The 21,970-nt window shown below is 51.4% G+C and carries 24 protein-coding genes; 17 read left to right on the top strand and 7 right to left on the bottom strand.

Annotated features, from left to right (window positions below; translation table 11 throughout):
- Positions 1-38 precede the first annotated feature (38 nt).
- Together PBOR_RS24095 and PBOR_RS24090 are read left to right on the top strand one after the other, a co-directional pair.
- A complete protein-coding gene (locus PBOR_RS24095; RefSeq protein WP_042216093.1) occupies positions 39-1,166 on the top strand; it encodes a DNA alkylation repair protein in 1,128 nt (375 codons plus the stop codon).
- Positions 1,163-1,444 (top strand): Dabb family protein, encoded by a 282-nt coding sequence (locus PBOR_RS24090; RefSeq protein WP_042216092.1) that lies wholly within the window; start codon positions 1,163-1,165, stop codon positions 1,442-1,444. The genes PBOR_RS24095 and PBOR_RS24090 overlap by 4 nt, the downstream gene beginning before the upstream one ends.
- 179 nt (positions 1,445-1,623) lie before the next feature.
- On the opposite strand, the gene PBOR_RS24085 is transcribed toward PBOR_RS24090, so the two are convergent.
- The 3 genes from PBOR_RS24085 to PBOR_RS24075 all read right to left on the bottom strand — a co-directional run bounded on the left by PBOR_RS24085 (position 1,624) and on the right by PBOR_RS24075 (position 4,633).
- Positions 1,624-2,526: a manganese catalase family protein gene (locus tag PBOR_RS24085; protein ID WP_042216090.1), complete on the bottom strand. Its 903-nt coding sequence runs from the start codon at positions 2,524-2,526 to the stop codon at positions 1,624-1,626.
- Between the two features lie 93 nt (positions 2,527-2,619).
- Positions 2,620-3,894 carry a metallophosphoesterase gene (locus tag PBOR_RS24080; protein ID WP_157764113.1) on the bottom strand — a complete coding sequence of 425 codons (1,275 nt, stop codon included), beginning with the start codon at positions 3,892-3,894 and terminating at the stop codon, positions 2,620-2,622.
- A 172-nt stretch (positions 3,895-4,066) separates the two neighbouring features.
- The gene (locus tag PBOR_RS24075; RefSeq protein ID WP_042216086.1) at positions 4,067-4,633 is read right to left on the bottom strand and encodes a hypothetical protein; all 567 of its coding nucleotides are present in this window, start codon (positions 4,631-4,633) and stop codon (positions 4,067-4,069) included.
- Positions 4,634-4,772: 139 nt separating this feature from the next.
- Here PBOR_RS24075 and PBOR_RS24070 point away from each other — a divergent pair, with 139 nt between their 5' ends.
- The 4 genes from PBOR_RS24070 to PBOR_RS24055 all read left to right on the top strand — a co-directional run bounded on the left by PBOR_RS24070 (position 4,773) and on the right by PBOR_RS24055 (position 7,369).
- Positions 4,773-5,372 carry a TetR/AcrR family transcriptional regulator gene (locus tag PBOR_RS24070; RefSeq protein WP_342671086.1) on the top strand — a complete coding sequence of 200 codons (600 nt, stop codon included), beginning with the start codon at positions 4,773-4,775 and terminating at the stop codon, positions 5,370-5,372.
- 156 nt (positions 5,373-5,528) lie between these two features.
- On the top strand, positions 5,529-6,194 hold the full coding sequence (gene rnhA, locus PBOR_RS24065; RefSeq protein ID WP_042216082.1) for a ribonuclease H: 666 nt from the start codon (positions 5,529-5,531) through the stop codon (positions 6,192-6,194).
- A gap of 70 nt (positions 6,195-6,264) precedes the next feature.
- Positions 6,265-6,933: a uracil-DNA glycosylase gene (ung, locus tag PBOR_RS24060; protein WP_042216080.1), complete on the top strand. Its 669-nt coding sequence runs from the start codon at positions 6,265-6,267 to the stop codon at positions 6,931-6,933.
- 31 nt (positions 6,934-6,964) lie between these two features.
- Positions 6,965-7,369, top strand: coding sequence for a hypothetical protein (locus PBOR_RS24055; protein WP_042216079.1), 405 nt, complete (start codon positions 6,965-6,967; stop codon positions 7,367-7,369).
- 76 nt (positions 7,370-7,445) lie between these two features.
- Here PBOR_RS24055 and PBOR_RS37770 read toward each other — a convergent pair whose 3' ends face one another.
- The gene (locus PBOR_RS37770; protein ID WP_157764112.1) at positions 7,446-7,868 is read right to left on the bottom strand and encodes a hypothetical protein; all 423 of its coding nucleotides are present in this window, start codon (positions 7,866-7,868) and stop codon (positions 7,446-7,448) included.
- A gap of 515 nt (positions 7,869-8,383) precedes the next feature.
- Here PBOR_RS37770 and PBOR_RS24040 point away from each other — a divergent pair.
- Together PBOR_RS24040 and PBOR_RS24035 are read left to right on the top strand one after the other, a co-directional pair.
- Positions 8,384-8,680, top strand: a complete 297-nt coding sequence (locus PBOR_RS24040; RefSeq protein ID WP_042210202.1) for a transposase — start codon at positions 8,384-8,386, stop codon at positions 8,678-8,680.
- Complete coding sequence (locus tag PBOR_RS24035) at positions 8,677-9,549, top strand: IS3 family transposase (RefSeq protein WP_157764190.1); 873 nt, start codon at positions 8,677-8,679, stop codon at positions 9,547-9,549. The genes PBOR_RS24040 and PBOR_RS24035 overlap by 4 nt, the downstream gene beginning before the upstream one ends.
- Positions 9,550-9,820: 271 nt before the next feature.
- Here the strand turns inward: PBOR_RS24035 and PBOR_RS24030 are convergent, their stop codons facing one another.
- Positions 9,821-10,960: an AI-2E family transporter gene (locus PBOR_RS24030; protein WP_081972159.1), complete on the bottom strand. Its 1,140-nt coding sequence runs from the start codon at positions 10,958-10,960 to the stop codon at positions 9,821-9,823.
- 211 nt (positions 10,961-11,171) lie between these two features.
- Between PBOR_RS24030 and PBOR_RS24025 the strand changes: the two genes are divergently transcribed.
- Positions 11,172-11,648 (top strand): general stress protein, encoded by a 477-nt coding sequence (locus tag PBOR_RS24025; RefSeq protein ID WP_042216072.1) that lies wholly within the window; start codon positions 11,172-11,174, stop codon positions 11,646-11,648.
- Between the two features lie 49 nt (positions 11,649-11,697).
- Here the strand turns inward: PBOR_RS24025 and PBOR_RS24020 are convergent, their stop codons facing one another.
- A complete protein-coding gene (locus PBOR_RS24020; RefSeq protein ID WP_042216070.1) occupies positions 11,698-11,997 on the bottom strand; it encodes a hypothetical protein in 300 nt (99 codons plus the stop codon).
- Positions 11,998-12,396: 399 nt separating this feature from the next.
- Here PBOR_RS24020 and PBOR_RS24015 point away from each other — a divergent pair, with 399 nt between their 5' ends.
- The 6 genes from PBOR_RS24015 to PBOR_RS23990 all read left to right on the top strand — a co-directional run bounded on the left by PBOR_RS24015 (position 12,397) and on the right by PBOR_RS23990 (position 18,978).
- Entirely contained in the window at positions 12,397-13,158 is a 762-nt protein-coding gene (locus tag PBOR_RS24015; RefSeq protein WP_174479829.1) for a DeoR/GlpR family DNA-binding transcription regulator, read from the top strand.
- 40 nt (positions 13,159-13,198) lie between these two features.
- Positions 13,199-14,113, top strand: a complete 915-nt coding sequence (gene pfkB / locus PBOR_RS24010) for a 1-phosphofructokinase (protein ID WP_042216067.1) — start codon at positions 13,199-13,201, stop codon at positions 14,111-14,113.
- 44 nt (positions 14,114-14,157) lie between these two features.
- Entirely contained in the window at positions 14,158-16,110 is a 1,953-nt protein-coding gene (locus PBOR_RS24005) for a PTS fructose transporter subunit IIABC (protein ID WP_042216065.1), read from the top strand.
- A gap of 142 nt (positions 16,111-16,252) precedes the next feature.
- On the top strand, positions 16,253-16,753 hold the full coding sequence (locus PBOR_RS24000; protein ID WP_042216064.1) for a Crp/Fnr family transcriptional regulator: 501 nt from the start codon (positions 16,253-16,255) through the stop codon (positions 16,751-16,753).
- Between the two features lie 317 nt (positions 16,754-17,070).
- Positions 17,071-17,754, top strand: coding sequence for a YitT family protein (locus tag PBOR_RS23995; RefSeq protein WP_042216062.1), 684 nt, complete (start codon positions 17,071-17,073; stop codon positions 17,752-17,754).
- A 426-nt stretch (positions 17,755-18,180) separates the two neighbouring features.
- Complete coding sequence (locus PBOR_RS23990; protein ID WP_042216060.1) at positions 18,181-18,978, top strand: TIGR00266 family protein; 798 nt, start codon at positions 18,181-18,183, stop codon at positions 18,976-18,978.
- Positions 18,979-19,379: 401 nt separating this feature from the next.
- Here the strand turns inward: PBOR_RS23990 and PBOR_RS23985 are convergent, their stop codons facing one another.
- The gene (locus PBOR_RS23985; RefSeq protein WP_042219847.1) at positions 19,380-20,114 is read right to left on the bottom strand and encodes a class I SAM-dependent methyltransferase; all 735 of its coding nucleotides are present in this window, start codon (positions 20,112-20,114) and stop codon (positions 19,380-19,382) included.
- A gap of 168 nt (positions 20,115-20,282) precedes the next feature.
- Between PBOR_RS23985 and PBOR_RS23980 the strand changes: the two genes are divergently transcribed.
- Positions 20,283-20,981, top strand: coding sequence for a response regulator transcription factor (locus PBOR_RS23980; RefSeq protein ID WP_042216058.1), 699 nt, complete (start codon positions 20,283-20,285; stop codon positions 20,979-20,981).
- Position 20,982: 1 nt separating this feature from the next.
- On the top strand, positions 20,983-21,957 hold the full coding sequence (locus PBOR_RS23975; RefSeq protein WP_042216056.1) for a sensor histidine kinase: 975 nt from the start codon (positions 20,983-20,985) through the stop codon (positions 21,955-21,957).
- The last annotated feature ends 13 nt before the right edge of the window (positions 21,958-21,970 follow it).

Genomic DNA, 21,970 nt, shown 5'->3' with positions numbered 1-21,970 from the left:
CAAGTGATCTGAACACAATCAGCAGGAGGAATCATAGGATGGCGGAACCATTAAAAGCAATGTACAACAAGGAATTCCTGCGCAGCCTCGGCACGAAGATCCATGCCGTATACGGTTCTTTTGATACGGACGGCTTCACCGCTACGGCTATGAGAGAGCCTTGGGAGGAACTCGAGCTTAAGGCGCGGATGCGGCGGATTACCGAGACCCTGGGCACTTACCTACCATCACATTACGAAGAAGCGTTGAACATATTGTACGCGATAGACAAAGACTGTGTAGGATTCCCGTATCTGATCTTCCCCGATTTCGTCGAGGTGTTCGGCGGCAAGGAGGAGCACTGGGAGCTTTCGATGGCCGCGCTGGAACGGTTCACCCCGAAGTCCTCTGCAGAGTTTGCCGTCAGGCCGTTTATGCTGCGGGACCCGCAGCGGATGATGAAGCAGATGCTGATCTGGGCAGAGCATCCGGATGAGCATGTACGGCGGCTGGCCAGTGAAGGCAGCCGGCCCCGTCTGCCATGGGGTCAGGCGCTGCCGGTGTTCAAGCGCGATCCGTCCCCGGTGCTGCCGCTGCTGGAGAAGCTTAAGGCGGACCCATCGCTCTATGTACGCAAGAGTGTGGCCAACAATCTGAACGATATCGCGAAGGATCATCCTGCCGTCGTCATTGAGACAGCCCGCCGCTGGAAAGGCAACAATGTGAATACGGACTGGATTGTGCGGCATGGCTGCCGGTCGCTGATCCGTAAGGCGGCCCCGGAGATTATGGAGCTGTTCGGTTATGCTCCTGAAGAGAGCGGTGCGCCGCTGGTCACCGCGGCTGTCCTCGCGGCAGAACCGGCTGAGCTGCGGATCGGTGACCACTGCGAACTGCAGTATGCCCTCACCATCCGGGAAGGTGAACCGGTGCGTATCCGCATTGAATACGGGATAGACTTCGTGAAGGCAGGAGGAAAGACCTCCCGCAAGCTCTTTCTGTTGTCAGACAAAACCGTCCCTGGCGGTTCCAGACTGTCTGGTGCACGGACGCACCGCTGGGCCGACCTGACCACCCGCCGGCATTATCCTGGACAACATACCTTAACGCTGCTGGTAAATGGCCGCGAAGCGGCAAGCACATCACTGCTTCTTGAACCTCAGAATGAAAGGGGAACGGTTCAATGATTACGAACAATCTGTTAATCAAGCTGAAGGACGGCAGCCCGGAGCGTGTTGCTGAAGCCCGTGAAGTGCTGCTGGGCATGCGTGGTCAAATCGGGCATATCCATGAATTGAAAGTGGAGGTTGATGTCCGCAGCGGCTCCTATGATCTGATGCTGATCGTGCAATACGAGAGCATGGCGGACATGGAGGCGTATTTGGTTCATCCTGTACATGTCGGGGTTTCGGAGTATATTGCAGGTGTTCTGCAGTCGGCAGCTTCTTTTTGTTACGAATCCTGATTCGGTAAATGTCAGGGATTCTGCGAATCTTGAGGTATATGCGGATGATCCGCAACCTCCTGCACCAACCCGCACAACAAAGCGGATGTTCCGCAGCCTCCTCTCAGGGCTGCCGGAACATCCGCTTCTTTATTCAGCCAGCTGTGTCCGCCGCATTATTTATGCGCTGACCCTAGCCGCTAATCCTTGATATTACCGGCCATCTTGAGCCGTTTGGCAATCTCTTTGAATTCCTCGGCAGAGATCCCCGGTGCGAATTCCTCCTTGGATTCAGGGGCTTCAGGAATCGGAACGCCTTTAGGCACGCCCTGAATAACTTCTAGCGGAAGCCCGTCTTCTGGATGGGTGCCCTTCCAGATCTGGTCTATGGAGCTGAAATCCTTATCGCTCCAGGTATAGAGCTTCGTATGAACACCTTTTTCTTCATACTTTCTGGCTTCATTGAATGATTTATTGTCCAGGGAAGGTATCGGCACTAGCTTGGTTACGTTGACGCCTGTGGCAATCTCCAGTGCCTTGGCATAGGCGACCACATGAACGCCCCCACGGACAAGGAGGAAGCCGACAACAGCACGTGCAGCCGGATGGTCGGTCATTTCATAGACCTTCATCTTGTGTGTTCTTGCGCCGCACTCGAGGAAGAAGTTATGCAGCAAATCTTCTACCAGGTTGCCGCTGTTGAACACATTGGCTCCGGTCCATGGGTTGCCCATTGAATCGAACGGCATCGCACCCTGGGCTCCGGCCAGGAAGTGGTAGGACAGCCGGGCATCTTTTACCGCATCCAGCGGAGTGGAGTCCGGCTTCTTATATTGTGTCGAACCTCTCAGACATTTGTTTACAGCATGAGAGACGAGTTCGACATGGCCTAACTCTTCTGCAGTGATGCTCATCACCAGATCGTAGAAGGGCTTCAGCTTTTCTTTGGAACGGAAATTAAACGATTGATACAGATAGTTGTTCAGTGTTGACATCTCACCAAATTTACCGCCAAGCAGTTCCTGTACAGCGGCAGCAGCATTCGGATCTGGTTTCTCGACGTCCGGAATTTCAATCATAATTTCATCCATACGCTTGAACATTGAACGATCATCTCCTCAGCAATAGGTGTAAGTTAAACGGCCTGCCAGCCTAACTTAAACCTATTACCCGCTCTTCAAACATCTCTGCAAACATCAATGGACCGGAAGCTGCACATGCAGCTCATGATTGTTCTTCGTTTCCCGGGCAGCCATTCCCAGGACGTAACTTCTTGTCCCGCTGGCGGGTGCCGACTGCCAGAGGCGATAGCCTTCCGTGGCGATTACAGCTGCATTGTCAGTACTTGCGGTTCCTGCAAAATAATTCTCATTCAGCCGGCCGACTACATCCGCCATCTTGCTCAGCTCTTCCTCCGTGTAATTAGCGTACGCAGTGTCCGATATCAAACGGGAATAACTGCGGGTCGCCGAGCGTTTACGGAAATTTGCTTCGCTATAAGTGTTGAAATGCAGCAGATTCTGGTCTGTACTGCCCGATGACGCAGCCCACAGCTCCATCCCTAGTTTAGCTGTACTGTAGTCCAGGGTTTGGTTGGCGGAGGAATAGTTTAAGATACCGTATTGATGAGGGAACACAGATAATGCACTGTCTGCGATGTCATATATGCTGTTGCCGTCCTTCTGATATTCACTTATATCCTGAATATGAATGTGTCCGCTGAGAGTGGTATGGATATTATTGCGCAGCAGGGCGTCAATAACCTGTCCGTTATCATCCACAGTGAAGCCTTCCTGGATGAAGTCACTGTGATCCAGCAGGCTGTGATGCATGACCGCTACGATCTGCGCGCCTTGTGCCGCAGCCATTTCACCACACGCATCAATCCATTTCAGTGTTGAAGCGCTCACCCTGCCCTCCAATTGAGGATTTCCCAGATCTTTATTATTTTTGTATTGTGCAGTATCGAGCATGAGCAGCCACAGATCATCTGACGGGGCAGCCAGATAGCTCAGCGAGTCCTTATCCTCCAGCAGCGCTTCATCATAACCGAAGCTGCCATAGATCTTGCGGAACTGTTTGGCGGTAACGGAATCTGCAGAATATTGGCGCTTACCCTTAAATTTACGGGCCCAGGGATTCTGGATATCGTGATTGCCGGGTATAACATATACCCGGGTTCCGGTCTCCTGTTCGATGGTCTTCAGATGTTTGGCCAGGTCCTTATGGCTGGCTTCTTCACCATTGTTGCTGAGATCTCCGCTAATGATGACGGCATCCGGCTTACGGATTCCGATGTCATATCCGAGGGCTTTCATCATTTCGTTGCTGTATCCCAGCTGTTTACCATCCCCGGCAGCCAGAAACTGGTTGAAGGCAGGTCCGAGATCCCTGAGGCTTTGTGATAAATAGTGTGTGTCGGTAGTCGTTAGAATACTAAGATCATGGCCGGACTGTATACGATATTGCACTTGTTGTTTCTCTTCTTGCCCGCTGCAGGCTGAGATAAGGAGCAGCAGGAGGGGGAGTATGACGGACTTGCGGACGGATAACATGGGTTCTGCACCTCTTTTCCTGGTAAAACTCCAAAAAGGTGTCCCCGGCAAGATTGCCCTGAAGGGAACACCTCCTGTACAGAATAGCTTATTTCTTGACTTCAGTGACACCGGTTACTTTACCTTGGTCAGCTGCCGTGTAGGTAGCCTGATATTTGGCATCCGAGAAATAGACATTGCCTTCGATGGTGGCATTCACAACGGCGAAGCCGTCAGCCTCAACATAGACATCGCCGACAAAGGTGCCGCCCTGAATCCGGGCATTTTCACTGCGGATTGTCATTTTTGGAGCGGTAAGTGTGAACGAATTGGTGATGTTGTGATCTGCATCCTGGGTATAGAGCGCGATCTTGCGGGCAGGCTCTTCCTTATTGATGAACTGTCCGTCCACTACCAGCTCTTCCGTGAAGGTCAGGTCGTTCAGGACAGCGGCGATCCAGTGGCCGTCTTTGCTGATTGCCTTCTTGAAGGCTTCATTATTATCAACAACGGAAACTGATGTTATGGCATCCGGTGCTTCTGTGGCCGTGGCCGTGGCCGTGTTGCCGTTATTTGCGGACGTGTTTGTATTTGCCGCATTGTTGTTGGCCGAGTTGCCGCATCCGACGAGCAGGGTCAGCGTGAATACGGCAGCTATTGCTGCGATCTTTCTCATGTAAATAACCTCCTTGGGGTGTGTGTTGCTGTGGATTGGTTTTTCCTTTAAAATTAATATAGAATGATTAGTGCGGAATTAATGTGATTTTATTCACAATAGCAGGTTAATATTTACCGATCGTTCTATAAATGGTAAAATGGACCCAGAAAGGAGCATGATGATGGCGAGAAGCAAAGAATTCGATATTGATGATGTACTCTTGAAGGCGATGAATATCTTCTGGCAGCAGGGTTATGAGAAAACCTCGATGCAGGATCTTGTAACCGGCATGGGCATTCACAAGAGAAGCATGTATGACACGTTTGGAGACAAGCATACTTTATATATAAAAGCGCTGGAGCGGTTTGCAGCAATCAACGCATCCCGGATGGAGGCACGGATCGAAGGCATTACCTCGGCGAAAGCTGCGATCAGCCTGCTGTTCGAAGCGACGATCCACAGGAGTGAAGACGAACCCAAAGGCTGTCTGCTGGTGAATACCGCAGTGGAGCTGTCCAATCATGACCCGGAAGCTGCCGCCAAAGCGAACGATGCTTTTCTGAATACAGAACATCTTATTGAACAGCTCATCCTGCACGGGCAGGCCAACGGTGAGATTTCCAGCAGGCATCAGGCCTCCGCGCTTGCCGCGTATCTGCATAATGCCATTGTCGGGCTGCGGGTAATGGTCAAAGCCACCAGGGATACCGGCAAGCTGCAGACTATCGTCGACACTACGCTTGCAGTACTGGATTAATGCTGCCGTAATAGTATGAACGCGCCTGCTGGGAATTATCCAATTTAAATTTCGGCCGGCAGCGGGCGCGTAACTTATTTGCACTTCAATATCATTGCGGTTTGGATTACAATAATATTTTGACGATTCATAAGCGTGCAGGAAGGAGCTATAGTCATGGCTAAGCAGAAATACTATGTAGTGTGGGAAGGCAAGCAGCCGGGAGTGTACAGTACGTGGGCAGAATGCCAGGCGCAGACTGATCATTATACCGGAGCGAAATATAAGTCCTATGAGAGCAGAGCGGCGGCTGATACGGCCTACAAAGCAGGCTGGAAAGGTAACTGGGGCACAGGTGCGTCCTCATCCGGCGCAGGTGCCAAGAGCAAGTCTGCTAACAGCTGGAGCCGCAGCGCCTCGGTAGAAACGTCGGAGGAGATTGATTATGACAGCATCTCTGTAGATGTCGGCACCCGCGGCAATCCCGGACCGGTTGAATACAAAGGGGTAGACACGCAGACCGGGGATATCATTTTCTCCTGCGGTCCGATCAGCAAGGGAACGAATAACCTTGGAGAGTTTCTGGCGATTGTCCATGCCCTGGCTCTGCTCAAGAAGGAAGGCAGCAGCCGGACGGTCTATACCGATTCTGTTAATGCGATGAAATGGGTGAAGCAGAAGAAGGTAGCTACAACCCTGCCCCGGGATGCTTCCACAGAGGAAATCTGGACGCTGATTGACCGGGCGGAGAGCTGGCTGCGCAGCCATACATATGAGAACAAGGTGCTGAAATGGCAAACGAAACAATGGGGCGAGATCAAAGCGGATTACGGGCGCAAATAACTTCGGTCTGTTTTGGTTAATAACAGGTAATGAATGAATACTACAGGGAAGCAAGCAGGAGGAGAACGGGATGTTCGGCAATGATTGGGATGAGGTACTGAAGGAAGAAACGCATAAGCCCTATTTCGAAGAACTGCGTTATGCGCTGGCACGTGAATATAAGCAATATACAGTCTATCCGCCAAAGGACAAGCTGTTCTCGGCGCTGAAGCTGACGCCTTACAGCAAGACACGGGTGGTCATTCTGGGTCAGGACCCGTATCATGGAGCGGGACAGGCTCATGGACTGAGTTTCTCGGTCGAGCCGGGAGTACGGATTCCTCCCTCACTGCGCAATATTTATACTGAGCTGCATAATGATCTGGGGGTACCTGTTCCGAACCATGGGTCTCTGCTCCACTGGGCAGAAGAAGGGGTTCTGATGCTTAATGCCGTGCTGACAGTACGTGAAGGCCAGCCGAACTCGCATAAAGGCCTGGGCTGGGAGACGTTTACCGATGCCATCATGGAGAAGCTTAACGAACGGACAGAACCAATGGTGTTCATTCTGTGGGGCAGTCATGCCCAGCTCAAAGGGGCTTCGATTGACCGCAGCAGGCACAAGGTTATTCAGTCTCCGCATCCGAGTCCATTCTCGGCTCACCGCGGATTTCTCGGCAGCCATCCGTTCTCTCAGGCTAACTCCTATCTGGAGTCGCACGGGCTTACAGGAATCGATTGGTCCATACCGAATGTATAAGTAGCACGGACACAGCGAAGGGGGTGGAGCCATGAAGCATTGGGTAGGCAGACCAGTCATTATGTACTGCGGTGAAGAGCCATATACGATCATGAAAGGCGTCCTGCGCAGATGGGACCCTGCAGCTTCGGTAGCCGTAATCGGACATCAGGAAATCGCCGTCCCTTTTCGTGACATTGTGTTCATCAAGGCACTGGCTCCCAAGGAGAGGGCATTGCCCCCGGTTCTCCATTCTGTGGGATACGTGATGAGAGAACGCCAGCAGTTTGACAATGCGGTATACTTCAAGTCGGCGGTCACCATCTGGAAAGGCGATCAGCTGGTTGCCTTCAATACGACCATTGTGGCGCATACCAAGGGTTCAGTTACGCTCCGTGACGGGCAGAATTTGCTGAAGGGCAATCACATTTTTGTGGTCCGCTCTTTGCGGGGCTGAGATTGTGGAACGGAAGGCTTGGGAAGTACAACAAAACGGGCAAACCTCTTATTCAGAGATTTGCCCGTTTTTTGTTTTAGTTATTTGGATGATTATGGTATTTGACTGTTGTGGATAAGATCTGTAATCCCTCTGATCCCGCAGAAAGTGAGCGGAACGGAAAAATCAAAGGGAAAAATCCCTCTGATCCCGCAGAAAGTGAGCGGAACGGAAAAATCAAAGGGAAAAATCCCTCTGATCCCGCCGAAAGTAAGCGGAACGGGAGAATCAAAGGGATAAATCCCTCTAATCCCGCCGGATGCGGACCAAATGAGCGAATGAGGAGCATTAGTGCTCTTGATTTCATCGGATGCGGACCAAATGAGCGAATGAGGAGCATTAGTGCTCTTGATTTCATCGGATGCGGACCAAATGAGCGAATGAGGAGCATTAGTGCTCTTGATTTCATCGAATGCGGACCAAATGAGCGAATGAGGAGCATTAGTGCTCTTGATTTCATCGGATGCGGACCAAATGAGCAAATGAGGAGCATTAGTGCTCTTGATTTCATCGGATGCGGACCAAATGAGCAAATGAGGAGCGTTAGTGCCCTTGATTCCGGCTGATTCCTACTCAAATGAGCAAATGAGGAGCATTAGTGCTCTTGATTTCATCGGATGCGGACCAAATGAGCAAATGAGGAGCATTAGTGCTCTTGATTTCATCGGATGCGGACCAAATGAGCAAATGAGGAGCATTAGTGCTCTTGATTTCATCGGATGCGGACCAAATGAGCAAATGAGGAGCGTTAGTGCCCTTGATTCCGGCTGATTCCTACTCAAATGAGCAAATGAGGAGCATTAGCGCTCTTGATTTCACCCGATTCGGACCAAATGAGCAAATTAGGAGCATTAATGCCCTTGATTTCGTCCGATGCCTACCAAATGACCAATTAAGGAGCATTATGCTGTTAGTATTAATCGTGGACACCCGTTAAGAGAATAGGGATAATGAGATTAACGAGGAGGTGCCCACATGAGTGGAACACGGAGAAGCTACAATGAAGAATATAAAAAACAGACCGTAAAGTATATCCAGGAGCAAACCAAGACGGTGGCAGAACTCGCCCTGGAACTGGACATCCCCGCCAAAACCCTGCACCAATGGCTGGGGAAGTACCGGTCGTTTCAGAGTGAGCCCATAGCCACCCCAGACAAAGTCAGAGAGTTGGAACGTCAACTGAAGGAACGCGACCAACAGGTGGCAGACCTGACGGAGGAAATGGCCATCCTAAAAAAAGCAGTGCACATCTTCAGCAACCCAAAGAACTGAGATTCCAGTTTATAGAAGATCATCGCTCCGAGTTCCCAGTGGAGAAGATGTGCAACGTCTTTCAGGTATCACGGAGCGGTTATTACAAATGGAGAACAGCGAAGCCCAGCCCCCAAGCCACCCGCAAAGCGTTACTGCTTAAGCGGATTACCTATCATTTTCACGACTCGCATGGTCGTTACGGTAGCCCCAAAATTACGGTTCTCTTGAAGCGTGAGGGGTACAAGGTAAGCGAACGCACAGTAGGAAAGTACATGAGAGAACTGGGCCTGCGCTCCTGTGTCGCGAAGAGGTTTCGCGTACACACGACCGACTCTAACCATCCTTTGCCCATTGCCCCTAACTTGCTGAACCAGCAATTCCAAACCGAAAAGCCAAACCAGGCGTGGGTCGCAGATATTACTTACATTCCCTGTCGGGAAGGGCGGATGTACTTGGCGAGCGTGCTGGACCTATGCACCCGGGAGATCGTAGGCTGGCGGCTGGGCGACCGGATGACCACAGACCTCGTACAGGGCGCTCTAGACGATGCCTACCAAGCGAAACGCCCCGGGAAGGGCTTGATTCACCATTCGGATCGAGGCTCGCAGTATGCCTCTGCAGACTACCGGGGACGCCTGGAGAAGTACCAGATGACTGCAAGTATGAGCCGCAAAGGGAACTGTTATGATAACGCCTGTATCGAATCTTTTCACAGCCTCTTGAAAAAAGAGTTTGTGTACTGGACTCGATTTAAAACAAAGAAGCAGGCCTATGATTCCATCTACCAATACATTGAATTTTTCTACAACTGTAAACGAATCCATGGGGCACTGGGTTACGTATCTCCGGTTCAGTTTGCAGCAACATTTAAGCGGAAAACCGCTTAGGTTCACGTCTACTTTCTTGACAGAGGTCCATTAGTGTTCTTGATTTCATCGGATACGGACCAAATGAGCAAATGAGGAGCAATAGTGCTCTTGATTTCATAGGATGCTATCCCAGAGGTAGTCTGAGTGGAACGATGTGAGGTTGCCTTAAAGGCTGCAGGGCCTGCATGAGCTTGTATTAGCTTGCCACAGGCCTCATCGGCTCCAGCCGGACTCGCCTTTTGAGCGAATTCGTTCTTGATATATAGCACTCAAAGCAGGTTTAACTGAACTACAACTTCTCTTCTTTAACAATCTCAATCTCGATACCTGCGGGAGTTATTGGCCCGGGGCCGCCCGGATCATCCTCCCGCTCAGCGATGATGATCTCGTAAATGCGCAAGAACAGGATTTTGAGAATCATATATACTGGTAGCGCAATGAGCACACCGATTATGCCGAAGAAATCGCCGCCTATCAATACAAGCACAACGGTTGTCAGCGGATGGACATCCAGTGATTTGCCGTAGATAATCGGAGACAGCACATTATCCTGAATCTGCTGGGCAACGACGATAATGATCAGAGACCAGAGTGCCATCGAAGGAGATTCAATGAATCCAACGATAATAACCGGAATCGCTGCCAGCAGTGAACCGACATACGGAATGAAGTTGAGCGGAATGGAAATCACAGCAAGCAAGAGTGAATACGGCAGGCCTATGATCAGAAACCCGATGTAGAGCATAATGCCCAGCACCACATTCAGCAGGACGCGCGTAACGATGAAGCCGCTTAGCGCACTGTCGATATCCTTCAGCATATCCTGGCCTTCCTTGCGGAACTTTCTTGGTATCAGGCCCTGAAGAATCGGTGATAGCTTATGTCCATCCTTCAGCATGTAATAGAGAATAATCGGCAGCGTGGCGATGACTACGACGATGCTGGAGATGACACCGATCAAATTGGACATGGAATTGGTCACCCAGGTAATAGCGTCATTCAAGTATCCGGAGAGCCGGGTAGCCAGATCGGTATCGCCCTTGAAAAAACGGGACAATGACGGATCATTCTGCAGCTTGTTGAACTGATTCTGCAGCCCTTCTACCAAATACGGGGTATTGTCAATGAAATTCTGGATTTGCTCGCGCAATGTCGGCCAGACCAGCACCCAGAACAGTACGAACAATCCGATAAAGACGAGATAGATTAGGAGAATCGAGAGTGCGCGTCCAAGTTTTTTGGTCTCCAGAAAGTTGACGAGCGGGCGCAGCAGATAAAACATGAAGCCCGACAGCATCATTGGCACAAGCAGAAGATTAAAGATGGACACGAGAGGCGTGAATAGGAAGATAACTTTGGAACCCAGATACAATATCGTCAAAAAGGCGATAATGGCCAGGCTTGTCCGGAAATATTTGCTTTGAAGCACAGGAGCCCCTCCAATCTTATAATTTATGTTTATGTATACGCATCAGGAGCAACAGCGTTCTATCTTATTTTAAAAGAATGCTGTATATCAATTTGCCTGATTCTATCTTTATAACCGAATTAGGAGAGATTGATTCACTACTGGTGAGACTTGCCGCCAGGTTCAAGCTGCAGGCAGAGTGGTAATATCGCAATAACAGGAGGGATGTTAGATGCCTACATTGGTACTCGGGATTTTTGGCCATCGGAGCGATGCTGCACTGGCGATTGAGGAATTGAAAGAGAATGGGATCAAAACGAAGAATATATCTGCAGTCACGAAGCAGAAAAATACGCTGGAGATCATCAGCCATGATACCGGAATTGGTGCTGCCCAGACCGGAGAAGGCAATGAGGGCTTGTTCGGTACAGCCCGTGGGTTAGGAGTGGGGCTCGACATGCTGGCCGATACCGCTGTAGCTGCGGGTCCGGCTGCACGCAAACTGGCTGGAGCCGATATTGAGACGGATGGTCTTACTGTAAGTCTGATCGGTATTGGCATTCCGCAGGAGGATGCGGAGGCTTATGCCAGGCATGCCGATATGGAACATATTATAGTCATTGTCTTCCTCGATGAGGAGGAGCAGCGTGAGAAGGTGGATTCTATATTCGCCAAGCATCAGGTTCTGCCATTGAGCACAGGTTTATAGGGATTTCGCAAATTAGCTTGTATGAGCATTTAATAAGCAAAAGAATATATCAACGCGGCCGGCGGGATTTTCGTCTGGCTGCTTTTTTTTTTCGTGATTGTACGAATAGAATAGGGTCCACTTCAAAGCCTGCCTGTCCTCCGGTTTCTTTGGTGACCTGTTTTGCTTTGACCAGGGAGAGAAAAGCAAATATTTCACCTAATGCCCCAAAACCTGCGGCAATGATTGCATAGTCTTCTGCACTGAGTTCTTCAGCTTCTGCAGGGGAGGATTTGCCCGCACCTCCGCTAGTGTTATTGTTGTTACCGCCTGTATAGCCGGATCTATAGTTATTGTTGTTATAGGCCATCTCCTGTTCACCCGCTTTTCCCCATATGTAATATAAAATATGTCGCTGACCGCGTTTGTGAAATAGGCGTTCGGGTGGTTATTTGCTGCAGCCGTTATTTGCCCCTTTCAGGATGAAATGAGCAGAGATGAGCATCCATGCAGCCAATCGATCAGCGGATAACGGAAAAAGCCACTGTATAAGGGATATTATAAGCTTTTTCCTTAAAAATAAGCGAATAAAAAAGCACTTTACAGTTTATGAAAACGCTGTTACAATCATAAATGAGCATAAATGATCAATATCAGTCACGATTGAGTTTTTATTCGAATTTAATTAACAATAATCCCGAACGCAAATAGACGATTGTGTATAAAAGGTATCCGGCAGCAGGTGCTGCAAGTCCGAGGAGTGAAGCGCATGTTTGAAGAAGAACGGAAGCTGAGTATTCTGCAGTTTATTGAGAACCATACAAGAGCATCGGTTCAGGAGCTATCCCAGGAGCTGTCCGTCTCAGAATCAACGGTCCGCCGCGATCTCAAGGAGCTTGAGGAAGCCCGTTTATTGAAACGTACACACGGTGGGGCAGTGTCCCTTCAGAGTGTAAACTTTGAAGCGGCTGTTCCGGATAAGGAAGACCGGTTCCTTGATGAGAAGCTGCGGATTGCCCGCAAAGCCGTGGAGATGATTGAGGAAGGCGATGCTATTCTTCTGGACGGGGGCACGACTACTTTGCAGATTGCCCGGGCGCTGAAATCGTTCCGCAATCTCAAAGTCATCACCAACTCGATTATGGCGCTTAATGAGCTGAAGGACAGCCGCCATATCGAAGTTTCGATTACAGGCGGAATGCTGCGGCCGGACACGATGGCTTTTGTCGGACCGATGACAGAACGCTCACTGGATATGGTACGGGTAGACAAAGCATTTCTTGGGACTAACGGGCTGGATATAAGAGAGGGCATCACGACTCCGAATATGCTGGAAGCCGCAACCAAGCGCAAAATGATCTCTGTCGCGAAGCAGACCATCCTGCTCGCAGACCATAGCAAGATCGGGCAAATCTCGTTCTGCAAAGTGGCTGATCTGCAGGAGATGGATCACTGCATTCTCGATACGGATACGCCGGATAACTTCCGCCGGGAGCTGGAGAAGATGGACGTTGATTATACGATAGTGTGAATGTGATAAGAAGACAAACATGATAAATGAGGGATGAATGATGATTTATACCGTGACGCTTAATCCTTCCGTCGATTATATCGTGGAGGTTGAAGAGTTTACTATAGGCGGGTTAAACCGGATGAAACGGGATATGAAGCTGCCAGGAGGGAAGGGAATCAATGTATCCCGTGTGCTGAAGCAGCTGGGGGTAGAGAATACCGCGACCGGTTTTCTGGGCGGTTTTACAGGGGGATATATTGAACAGTGGCTGGGCCAGGAGAAGATCGCAAGTGATTTCGTTCATATAGCCGATGATACCCGGATCAATATCAAGCTTAAGGCCGGGGAAGAGACAGAAATTAACGGAGCCGGACCGGAGATTGCGGAGTCCGAGACAGCTTCTCTGCTGCGCAAGCTGGATGCCCTGAAGCAGGGCGATATTGTTATTCTGTCAGGAAGTACTCCACCGTCGCTTGGCGGAGATTTCTATAGCAGGCTGATTGCGGTATGCAAGCAGAAGGGGGCGGAGTTTGTAATTGATACAACAGGGCAGGCGCTTACAGACGCGCTGGCTCACGGACCGCTGCTTGTCAAACCGAATCATCATGAGCTGGCAGAGCTGTTCGGCACTCAGATCAGCACCAGGGAGGAGATTATCACCTACGGACGCAAGCTGCTGGAGGGCGGCGCCAGGCATGTGCTGGTATCGATGGCCGGTGAAGGCGCATTGTTTATTTCGGAGCAAGGTGTTTACCATGCCGCTGCGCCTGCGGGCCGGGTGAGAAATTCAGTAGGCGCAGGAGATTCCATGATCGCCGGGTTTGTGGGGACCTTGTCGCTTACCGGAGGAGATGTGCTGGAGGCTTTCCGTGCCGGCGTCGCCTCAGGAAGCGCAACGGCATTCTCTGACGATCTGGCGGACAGACAGAAGATAGAACAGCTTCGGCCGCTCGTTGTAATTTCCCAGCTGTAAACAACATAACGAAAGATTTTAAGTAAACCGGGGAGTTGAGATTAATGAAAATTACAGATTTGATGATACAGGAAACTATGATTATGGAGCTGCAGGCTACGACGAAGGAAGCGGCGATCGACGAACTGATTGCCAGCCTCGCGGCCAGCGGACGCATTAATGACGTGAAGCTGTTCAAAGAAAAGATTCTGGACCGTGAAGCCCAGTCCAGCACAGGAATCGGCGGAGGCATCGCGATGCCTCATGCCAAGACCAAAGCCGTGAAGGAAGCGACGGTTGTATTCGCCAAGAGCAGTGCCGGACTCGATTTTACCTCACTGGATGAAGCGCCGGCGCATTTATTCTTCATGATTGCAGCGCCGGACGGAGCTGGAAATATGCACCTGCGCACACTGGCTGCGTTATCAAGGCTGCTCATTGAAAGCGAATTCATCGAACAGCTTATGGGTGCCAAGACTCCTGCTGAAGTAACCCGCTTGTTTGATGCCAAGCAAGCTGAGGCCGAAGCTAAGGCAGAAGCGGAAGCTAAGGCGGCAGCAGAGAAAGAGGCTCTCAAGAAGGCAGCACCGCAGGCTGCAGAACCTGCACGCATGATCACCGGGAACCCGGATTCGCAGAGCTTTGTTGTTGCTGTGACCGCATGTCCTACTGGAATCGCTCATACCTTTATGGCTGAGGATGCCCTGAAGAAGAAAGCCAAGGAGATGGGGGTTAACATCCGTGTCGAAACCAACGGCTCGGAAGGTGCGCAGAATGTGCTGACTGCGGATGAAATTGCCCGGGCGAGCGGTGTTATTATCGCTGCTGACAAGAACGTGGAGATGGACCGCTTCAACGGCAAGCCAGTCCTTCAGCGTCCGGTAAGCGATGGAATCCGCAAGTCAGAGGAATTGATCCGCATCGCGGTCCAAGGCAATGCGCCAATCTACCACAGCTCCGGCCGTAACGAGGCTGGTGCAGCATCAGCGAAGTCCGGTACGATTGGAAGCAAGATCTACAAGGATCTGATGAACGGGATATCCCATATGCTGCCGTTCGTAGTCGGCGGCGGGATCCTGCTGGCGATATCATTCCTTATCGAGCAGGTAGCCAGTGTCGATAACCCGCTGGTGAAGCTGCTGCAGACGATCGGCGGCGGAGACGGGGCGTTCCACTTCCTGATTCCGATTCTTGCCGGCTTTATCGCACTTAGCATCGGCGACCGCCCGGCACTCATGCCTGGTATGGTCGGCGGGATCATGGCCCTGAATGCCAATGCGGGCTTCCTCGGCGGCCTGGCTGCCGGATTCCTGGCCGGTTATGTCGTTATTATGCTCCGCAAAGCATTCTCTGGTCTGCCGCGTACCCTTGACGGTCTGAAACCGATTCTCCTGTATCCGGTATTCAGTTTGCTTATTACCGGCGCAGTCATGTTCTATCTGTTCAATCCGGTCTTCAGCTGGATCAATGAAGGTATGATTGATGCACTTAACCATCTGGGTACAGGCAACAAAGTACTGTTGGGATTGGTGCTTGGCGGTATGATGGCCATCGATATGGGCGGTCCATTCAATAAAGCGGCATACACTTTTGCTATCGGCGTATTCACTTCAAGCGGGAATACGAACGGGCTGATGATGGCCGCTGTTATGGCCGGAGGGATGGTGCCTCCGCTGGCAATCGCCCTGGCCACTACGTTCTTCAAGCATAAATTCTCGGATACCGAACGTAAGTCCGGTTTGACCAACTACGTGCTGGGCTTGTCATTCATAACGGAAGGGGCGATTCCCTTCGCTGCTGCAGATCCGCTGCGTGTACTCACTTCCTGTATCGTGGGTTCAGCCGTAGCCGGCGGACTTACCCAGCTGTGGAATATCAATGTCCCTGCGCCGCATGGAGGCGTGTTCGTAGCCTTCTTATCCAGCAACGCGCTGCTGTTCCTGCTGGCCGTCCTGATCGGCTCCGTCATTTCCGGGCTGATGCTGGGCCTCTGGAAGAAGCCGCTTGCGGTTAAGTAACTTAATCATTTCTATCCTGAACCGTCCGGGAGCAGAGCAGCATTCTGCTTTCGGACGGTTTCTTTGTCTGCACGCTCCATTTTTTTGTTGTATTTCGGTATAATTAAAAATATATATAAGAGAAGGCAAAGGAGAATGCGAAATGATTCTGCACAGAGGGGAAGTCTTGTTTCGTCAGGGCGACGGCGGCCAGAACCTGTACCGGGTGAAGAGCGGACTGTTTAAGGTGACAAGACTGCATGAGAACGGGAACATGGTGCTGTTCAACCTGCTGTATCCGGGTGAGACAGTTCCCCATCATTCCCTCATTTCGCCGAAGGAGGCGCATGGAACAGCGGTGGCCATGATGAAAAGCGAGGTCGAGCTCATTCCCGCTGCGGAATGGTACCGTGAGCTGCGGGAGGACCCTGAGAAGGTGATGGAGATCGCCCTTCTGCTCCAGGAGAAGGTGCGGTTTATGCAGACACGGCTCGACCATCTTACAGTCGGAACGCCCGGGGAGCGGATGGCGCTGCTTACCCGCTGGCTGAACGAATACTCACATGGCGCACAGCTGACAGACCTGCTGACACAGGAAGAGATCGGGCAATTAATTGGTGTACGCCGGGAAACGGTCAACCGTTTGTTGCGGAATCAGGGCTGATTGCTTATTTTTAATGGAAACTGTTTAGACTGCCCCTTCCGCGTGGTATAATCTATTCAGAACATATCAAACTAAAGAAAGGATCAGGATACCATGTGTCCCCGAAGGACGATTCCCCAAAGGACGATTTGGAAACGTTATGATCTGTCTTATACTTAGCTTCCCTGTAGAATGTGCGCGAACCGTTATTAATTGACAAACGCCACCTCTACGAGGGAAGGGAGTATTGTATGCGAAGGAGCAACACCTCCGGTTTAACCCGTCGTAGAGGCTGGTGGGACGTCTAGCCGCCATAAACGATAAGGGGAGACCGAGTAATGAGGAAACAAGACAGTGGCATGAGTTTGCCGCTCCGACTAGCTGTTATTTTGTCCGGAACACTATTGCTTGCATTTACGTATTATCACATTAATTATCAGAACCATTTGACCGAAGGCGGATTTGTAGGATTATCGCTGCTCGGCAAATATGTACTAGGGATTTCACCATCACTATCGATCCTGATCTTAGACATTCCAGTGCTCTTAATTGCAATCATCTTCAAAGGAAAATCGTTCGTTGTGAACACCTTCATTTCTGTAGTGGCCTTCACGGTATTCTACGGACTTATGGAACGCTATTCCGGATGGGTTATTGATCTGCAGGATAACTTGCCGCTCGCGGCGCTGTTGTCCGGTGTACTGACAGGTCTAGGAGCGGGAATGGTCCTGCGAGGTGGCGGGGCAAGCGGCGGTGACGATATTTTGTCGCTATTGATTAGTGAATGGAAAGGAATTAAGGTAGGAACCGTATTTATCCTGATGGATGTAATTGTTCTGGCATTGTCCCTCTTCTATATGCCGTTAAGAGAAACGTTGTACACAGTGATGGCTGTAGTTGTGGCCGGTTATGTGATTACTTTTACAACCTCTCTGGGCAGACCGAAGCTGGCCAAAGCTCCGAAGATTCAGCCCGCACTGGGCAAGCCGCAGGATGGCACGGTAATGAACAATGCAATGTGAACCCCGTATACGGGGATGATTAAAGGTCAGCGGACTTAAGTCCGGCTGGTCTTTTTTTTTGAGAAATCCTGCACAGAATACAACATTCCGCCTGTTATATTGACCGTAAACCGGATATTGTTGTATGAAATGCAGCATTCTGCCCCCTCCAAGCCGATTAATGAGACAATTCTTGTATTTCATACAACAATCCGTCTGCATACCCGGTATTAGTGAATTGAAGTTGTAATATCTGCAATAATTTTGCATATGATCATTCCGTTAATTGGATTTCGGTATTGGGGTGCTTTTTCGTCTTTGTTATAGTTCGGACATTGCCACCCAGGGTACTGAAACCGCCAGACGGGAACGCGCGTATATATTTCATTCAATCTGCAAGGCCTCAAGGACATGCTATGCCCAGAATGTAAAAGGAGGATGTAAGGAATGAGTGCTCACGAAATTGACTATGCGATTATGGGTGAGGAAATTCAATGTGTTGAGGTGCAGCTGGACCCGGGGGAGAGCGTGATTGCCGAAGCGGGCAGCTTCATGATGATGGACCCGGAGATTACGATGGAGACGATCTTTGGTGACGGAAGCGGGAGCTCGCGGGGCGGCGGCGGGCTGATGGGCATGCTGAAGGGAGCAGGCAAACGGCTGCTGACCGGGGAGAGCCTGTTCATGACCGTCTTCACGCACAGCGGGGGTTATGGACGGAAGAGTGTAACCTTTGCCGCCCCGTACCCGGGCAAAATTATCCCGCTGGATCTTCAGCAATACGGCGGTAAAATCATCTGCCAGAAGGATTCCTTCCTCTGCGCAGCCAAGGGCGTGTCGATCGGCATTGAATTCCAGCGCAGGCTGGGGGCGGGCTTCTTCGGCGGTGAGGGCTTCATCATGCAAAAGCTCGAAGGAGACGGACTCTCCTTCGTTCACTCCGGAGGTCATGTGCTGGAGCGGACGCTGCTGCCTGGAGAGACCATCAAGCTCGATACCGGCTGTCTCGTCGCGATGACCTCCTCGGTAGATTATAATATCGAGATGGTCAAAGGTGTGAAAACTGCGCTCTTCGGCGGCGAAGGCCTGTTCTTCGCCACCCTGCGCGGACCGGGCAAGGTATGGGTACAGTCACTGCCGTTCAGCCGGATGGCGGACCGGATTCTGTCCGCAGCCGGACCTTCCGGGCGCAAGGAAGAGGGCAGCATCCTCGGCGGTCTGGGCAATCTGCTGGACGGCAAGTAAATAGAGCGGTAATGAAATAAGCAGGCATTTCAAATTCAACCGTAACAATTGGCCGCCTCGCCGGATTTCCTGGAATGCAGCCGCAACCTCGCCAGGTTCTCCGGTATGTGCAGCCGCCGCCTCACCGGATTCCCGGGAGGCGGCTGTTTGGTCTGTTGAGGGAAGCGGACTGAGATTCCCCTATTTCGCGAATAAGCCTTCTTTTACGGCTGAAACGGACTGAGATTCCGTTATCTTGCTCTTTTTAGCTCAAAATGAGGGATAACCGCACCCATAACGGAATCTGAGTCCGCTTGCCCCGTGAAATCACCAGATTTGCACAAATAGCGGAATTTCAGTCCTCCTCACATGCTGATGAGTTATGAAGACCCCGCAACATTGTTTCTCGAATGCTATACCGGCTAATTCTTCACCGCAGACAGCAGCAGGAACATCGGGCGGCGGGTTTCCTCCTGCCAGGCGGCATTGTTCTCCAGCATATCCGCAGTCGGCTGCAGCTCGGAGATCCGGGTCAGGCTGAAGCCGCATTCGATCAGCGTATTAATGTAGGTGGCGGCATTACGGTGGTATTTGGTGACTTCATGATCGAGGAAACTAGCCTGCCTCGGCCCTTCGAGATGATAATTGTCAACAGGCCAATGCTGCTTCCCGCCTTCAGGGCTGTAATGCCAATCCTGCGCGGCGAGCGCGGTGAAGATGGGATGCTCGACCGAGAACACGAAGGCTCCGCCAGGCTTCAGGCAATAGTAGACCTGGCGGCAGAGGCTGGCGAAATCCTCTACATAGTGAATGGCAAGTGAACTGATGACTGTATCAAATTCATCCGCACCGAAAGCGGCATCTTCAATTGCCAGCTGGAGGTATTCAATCTTCGGATCGCGGGTCATTGCCCTGGCCCGCTCCAGCATATTCGCAGAAAGATCGATGCCCACGACAGAGACAGCCCCCTGCTCACGGGCATACCGGCAGTGCCAGCCGAAGCCGCAGCCCAGATCCAGTACCCGCTGACCCTGCAGGTCAGGCAGCAGCGTGCGGAAGGTCCCCCATTCTCCGGCAGCCTCAAGCCCGCCTGTGGAGCGGGGCATCAGGCTGTAATTTTCAAAAAAACTGGCCTCATCATATTTGTTTTGCTTCATCTGGCGTACCTCCGTAACGGATTTTGAGCCCGTGATTTCTCGGAACAGGAATTGCATCTGCATACAGGCTTCCCGGAAAGTATACCGCAGATTTGACTGAAAGGCAGGTACTGTATATATTATGGGGCAAACCCCTTAGACTATTAAGGCGGCAACCGGAGGGCTACGATGTTCAAAATATTTATTATTGAGGATGACAAGGGACTGGTAACCCTGCTCCAGGACTACTTACATAAGTTTGGATACGAAACACGGGCGGTGCATGATTTTGAAGCAGTACGGACCGAGTTCGAGGCGTTTGCCCCGCAGCTGGTGCTGCTGGATGTGAACCTGCCCAAATTCGACGGATATTATTGGTGCCGCCAGATCCGCTCGGTCTCGACTTGTCCCATTCTGTTCATCTCCGCACGCGACGGGAAGATGGATCAGGTCATGGCGCTGGAGAATGGAGCGGATGATTATATTACGAAACCTTTTGATTACGAGATTGCTATGGCCAAAATCAAAAGTCATCTGCGCCGCGCCTACGGCTCCTACGCCGGGGGCGGCACTGAACGCAGCCTCACAGTTTCGGGACTGATGCTGGATGTAGAACGCCTGATTCTCACGCGGGGTGGAGACAGAATCGATCTCAGCCATACCGAGGCCAAGATTCTCGATGAACTGATGCAGAAATCCGGTACCATTGTTACGCGGGACCGGCTGCTGGAGAAGATTTGGGATACCGAAGCTTTTGTGGATGACAATACGCTTAACGTCTATGTGACCCGGGTGCGCAAGAAGCTTGCTGCTCTGGGTATTATGGAGGGACTGCAGACGGTGCGCGGTCAAGGATACAGGCTCACCGGGAATTGGGAGGAGGGGTAACATGAAGCTGTTCATGCGGGAACAGACGCCTTTGATCATAGTCTATCTGGCTCAGCTTATGATGATCACGCTGGTCTACCGGCTGGACGGGGGCAGCGGAGTCACGGTGAGCCTGTATGCGGCGCTGCTCAGTACGATTCTGCTGCTGGGTTATCTTGCCTACCGCTATCTCGCAAACCGTACATTCTATGAGCGGCTTATGACGGTACCGGCGTCGCTGGAGGATTCCGGCGGGCCGGCGCAGAACACGCCGCTGGCCGCGAGTCTGCGCATGCTGCTGGCACAGCAGTTCCGGCTGTACCAGAACGACCTGCACAATTACCGCCATAAACTGGAGGAGCATATCCACTTCATCAACCAGTGGGTGCATGGCATGAAGACGCCGCTCTCAGTAATCCATCTGATTATTCAGGATAAGGACGGCTCTCCGTTCACAGCTATCGGCGATGAGCTGGACCGGCTGAAGAAAGGGCTGGAAACTGTACTTTACACCGCCCGGCTGGATACTTTCGAGCATGATTTCTACGTGGAGCGTCTGGACCTTGGTGCAGTGGTGCGGAGTGTAACGTCGGAGCAGAAGCGGCTGTTCATCCGCAAGCGGGTGTTTCCGGTTATTTCCGTGGAGAGCGGTATTTCAATTACCTCGGACGAGAAATGGCTGTCATTCGTACTGACCCAGCTGATAACCAATGCCCTGCGCTATACAGTGGAGGAGGGGAAGTTTGTGCATTTCCACGGGTATCTCCAGGAGCAGGGCAGGGCTGTGCTGGAGGTGCGCGATGAAGGCGTGGGCATCCCTCCGGGTGACCTGCCGCGGGTATTCGATCCTTATTTTACCGGCGTCAACGGGCGCAGCTTTCAGGAATCCACCGGCATGGGCCTGTATCTGGTGAAGCAGATCTGCGGCAAGCTGGAGCATGAGGTGGAGATAACCTCTGAGGTGGGCAAGGGGACGACAGTGCGGATTGTTTTTTGACACAGGGGGCGGC

Source organism: Paenibacillus borealis (assembly GCF_000758665.1).
Taxonomy (GTDB): domain Bacteria; phylum Bacillota; class Bacilli; order Paenibacillales; family Paenibacillaceae; genus Paenibacillus_AQ; species Paenibacillus_AQ borealis.
Note: the sequence above shows the minus strand (reverse complement) of the source record. Positions and strands in the feature narration are given on the sequence as shown.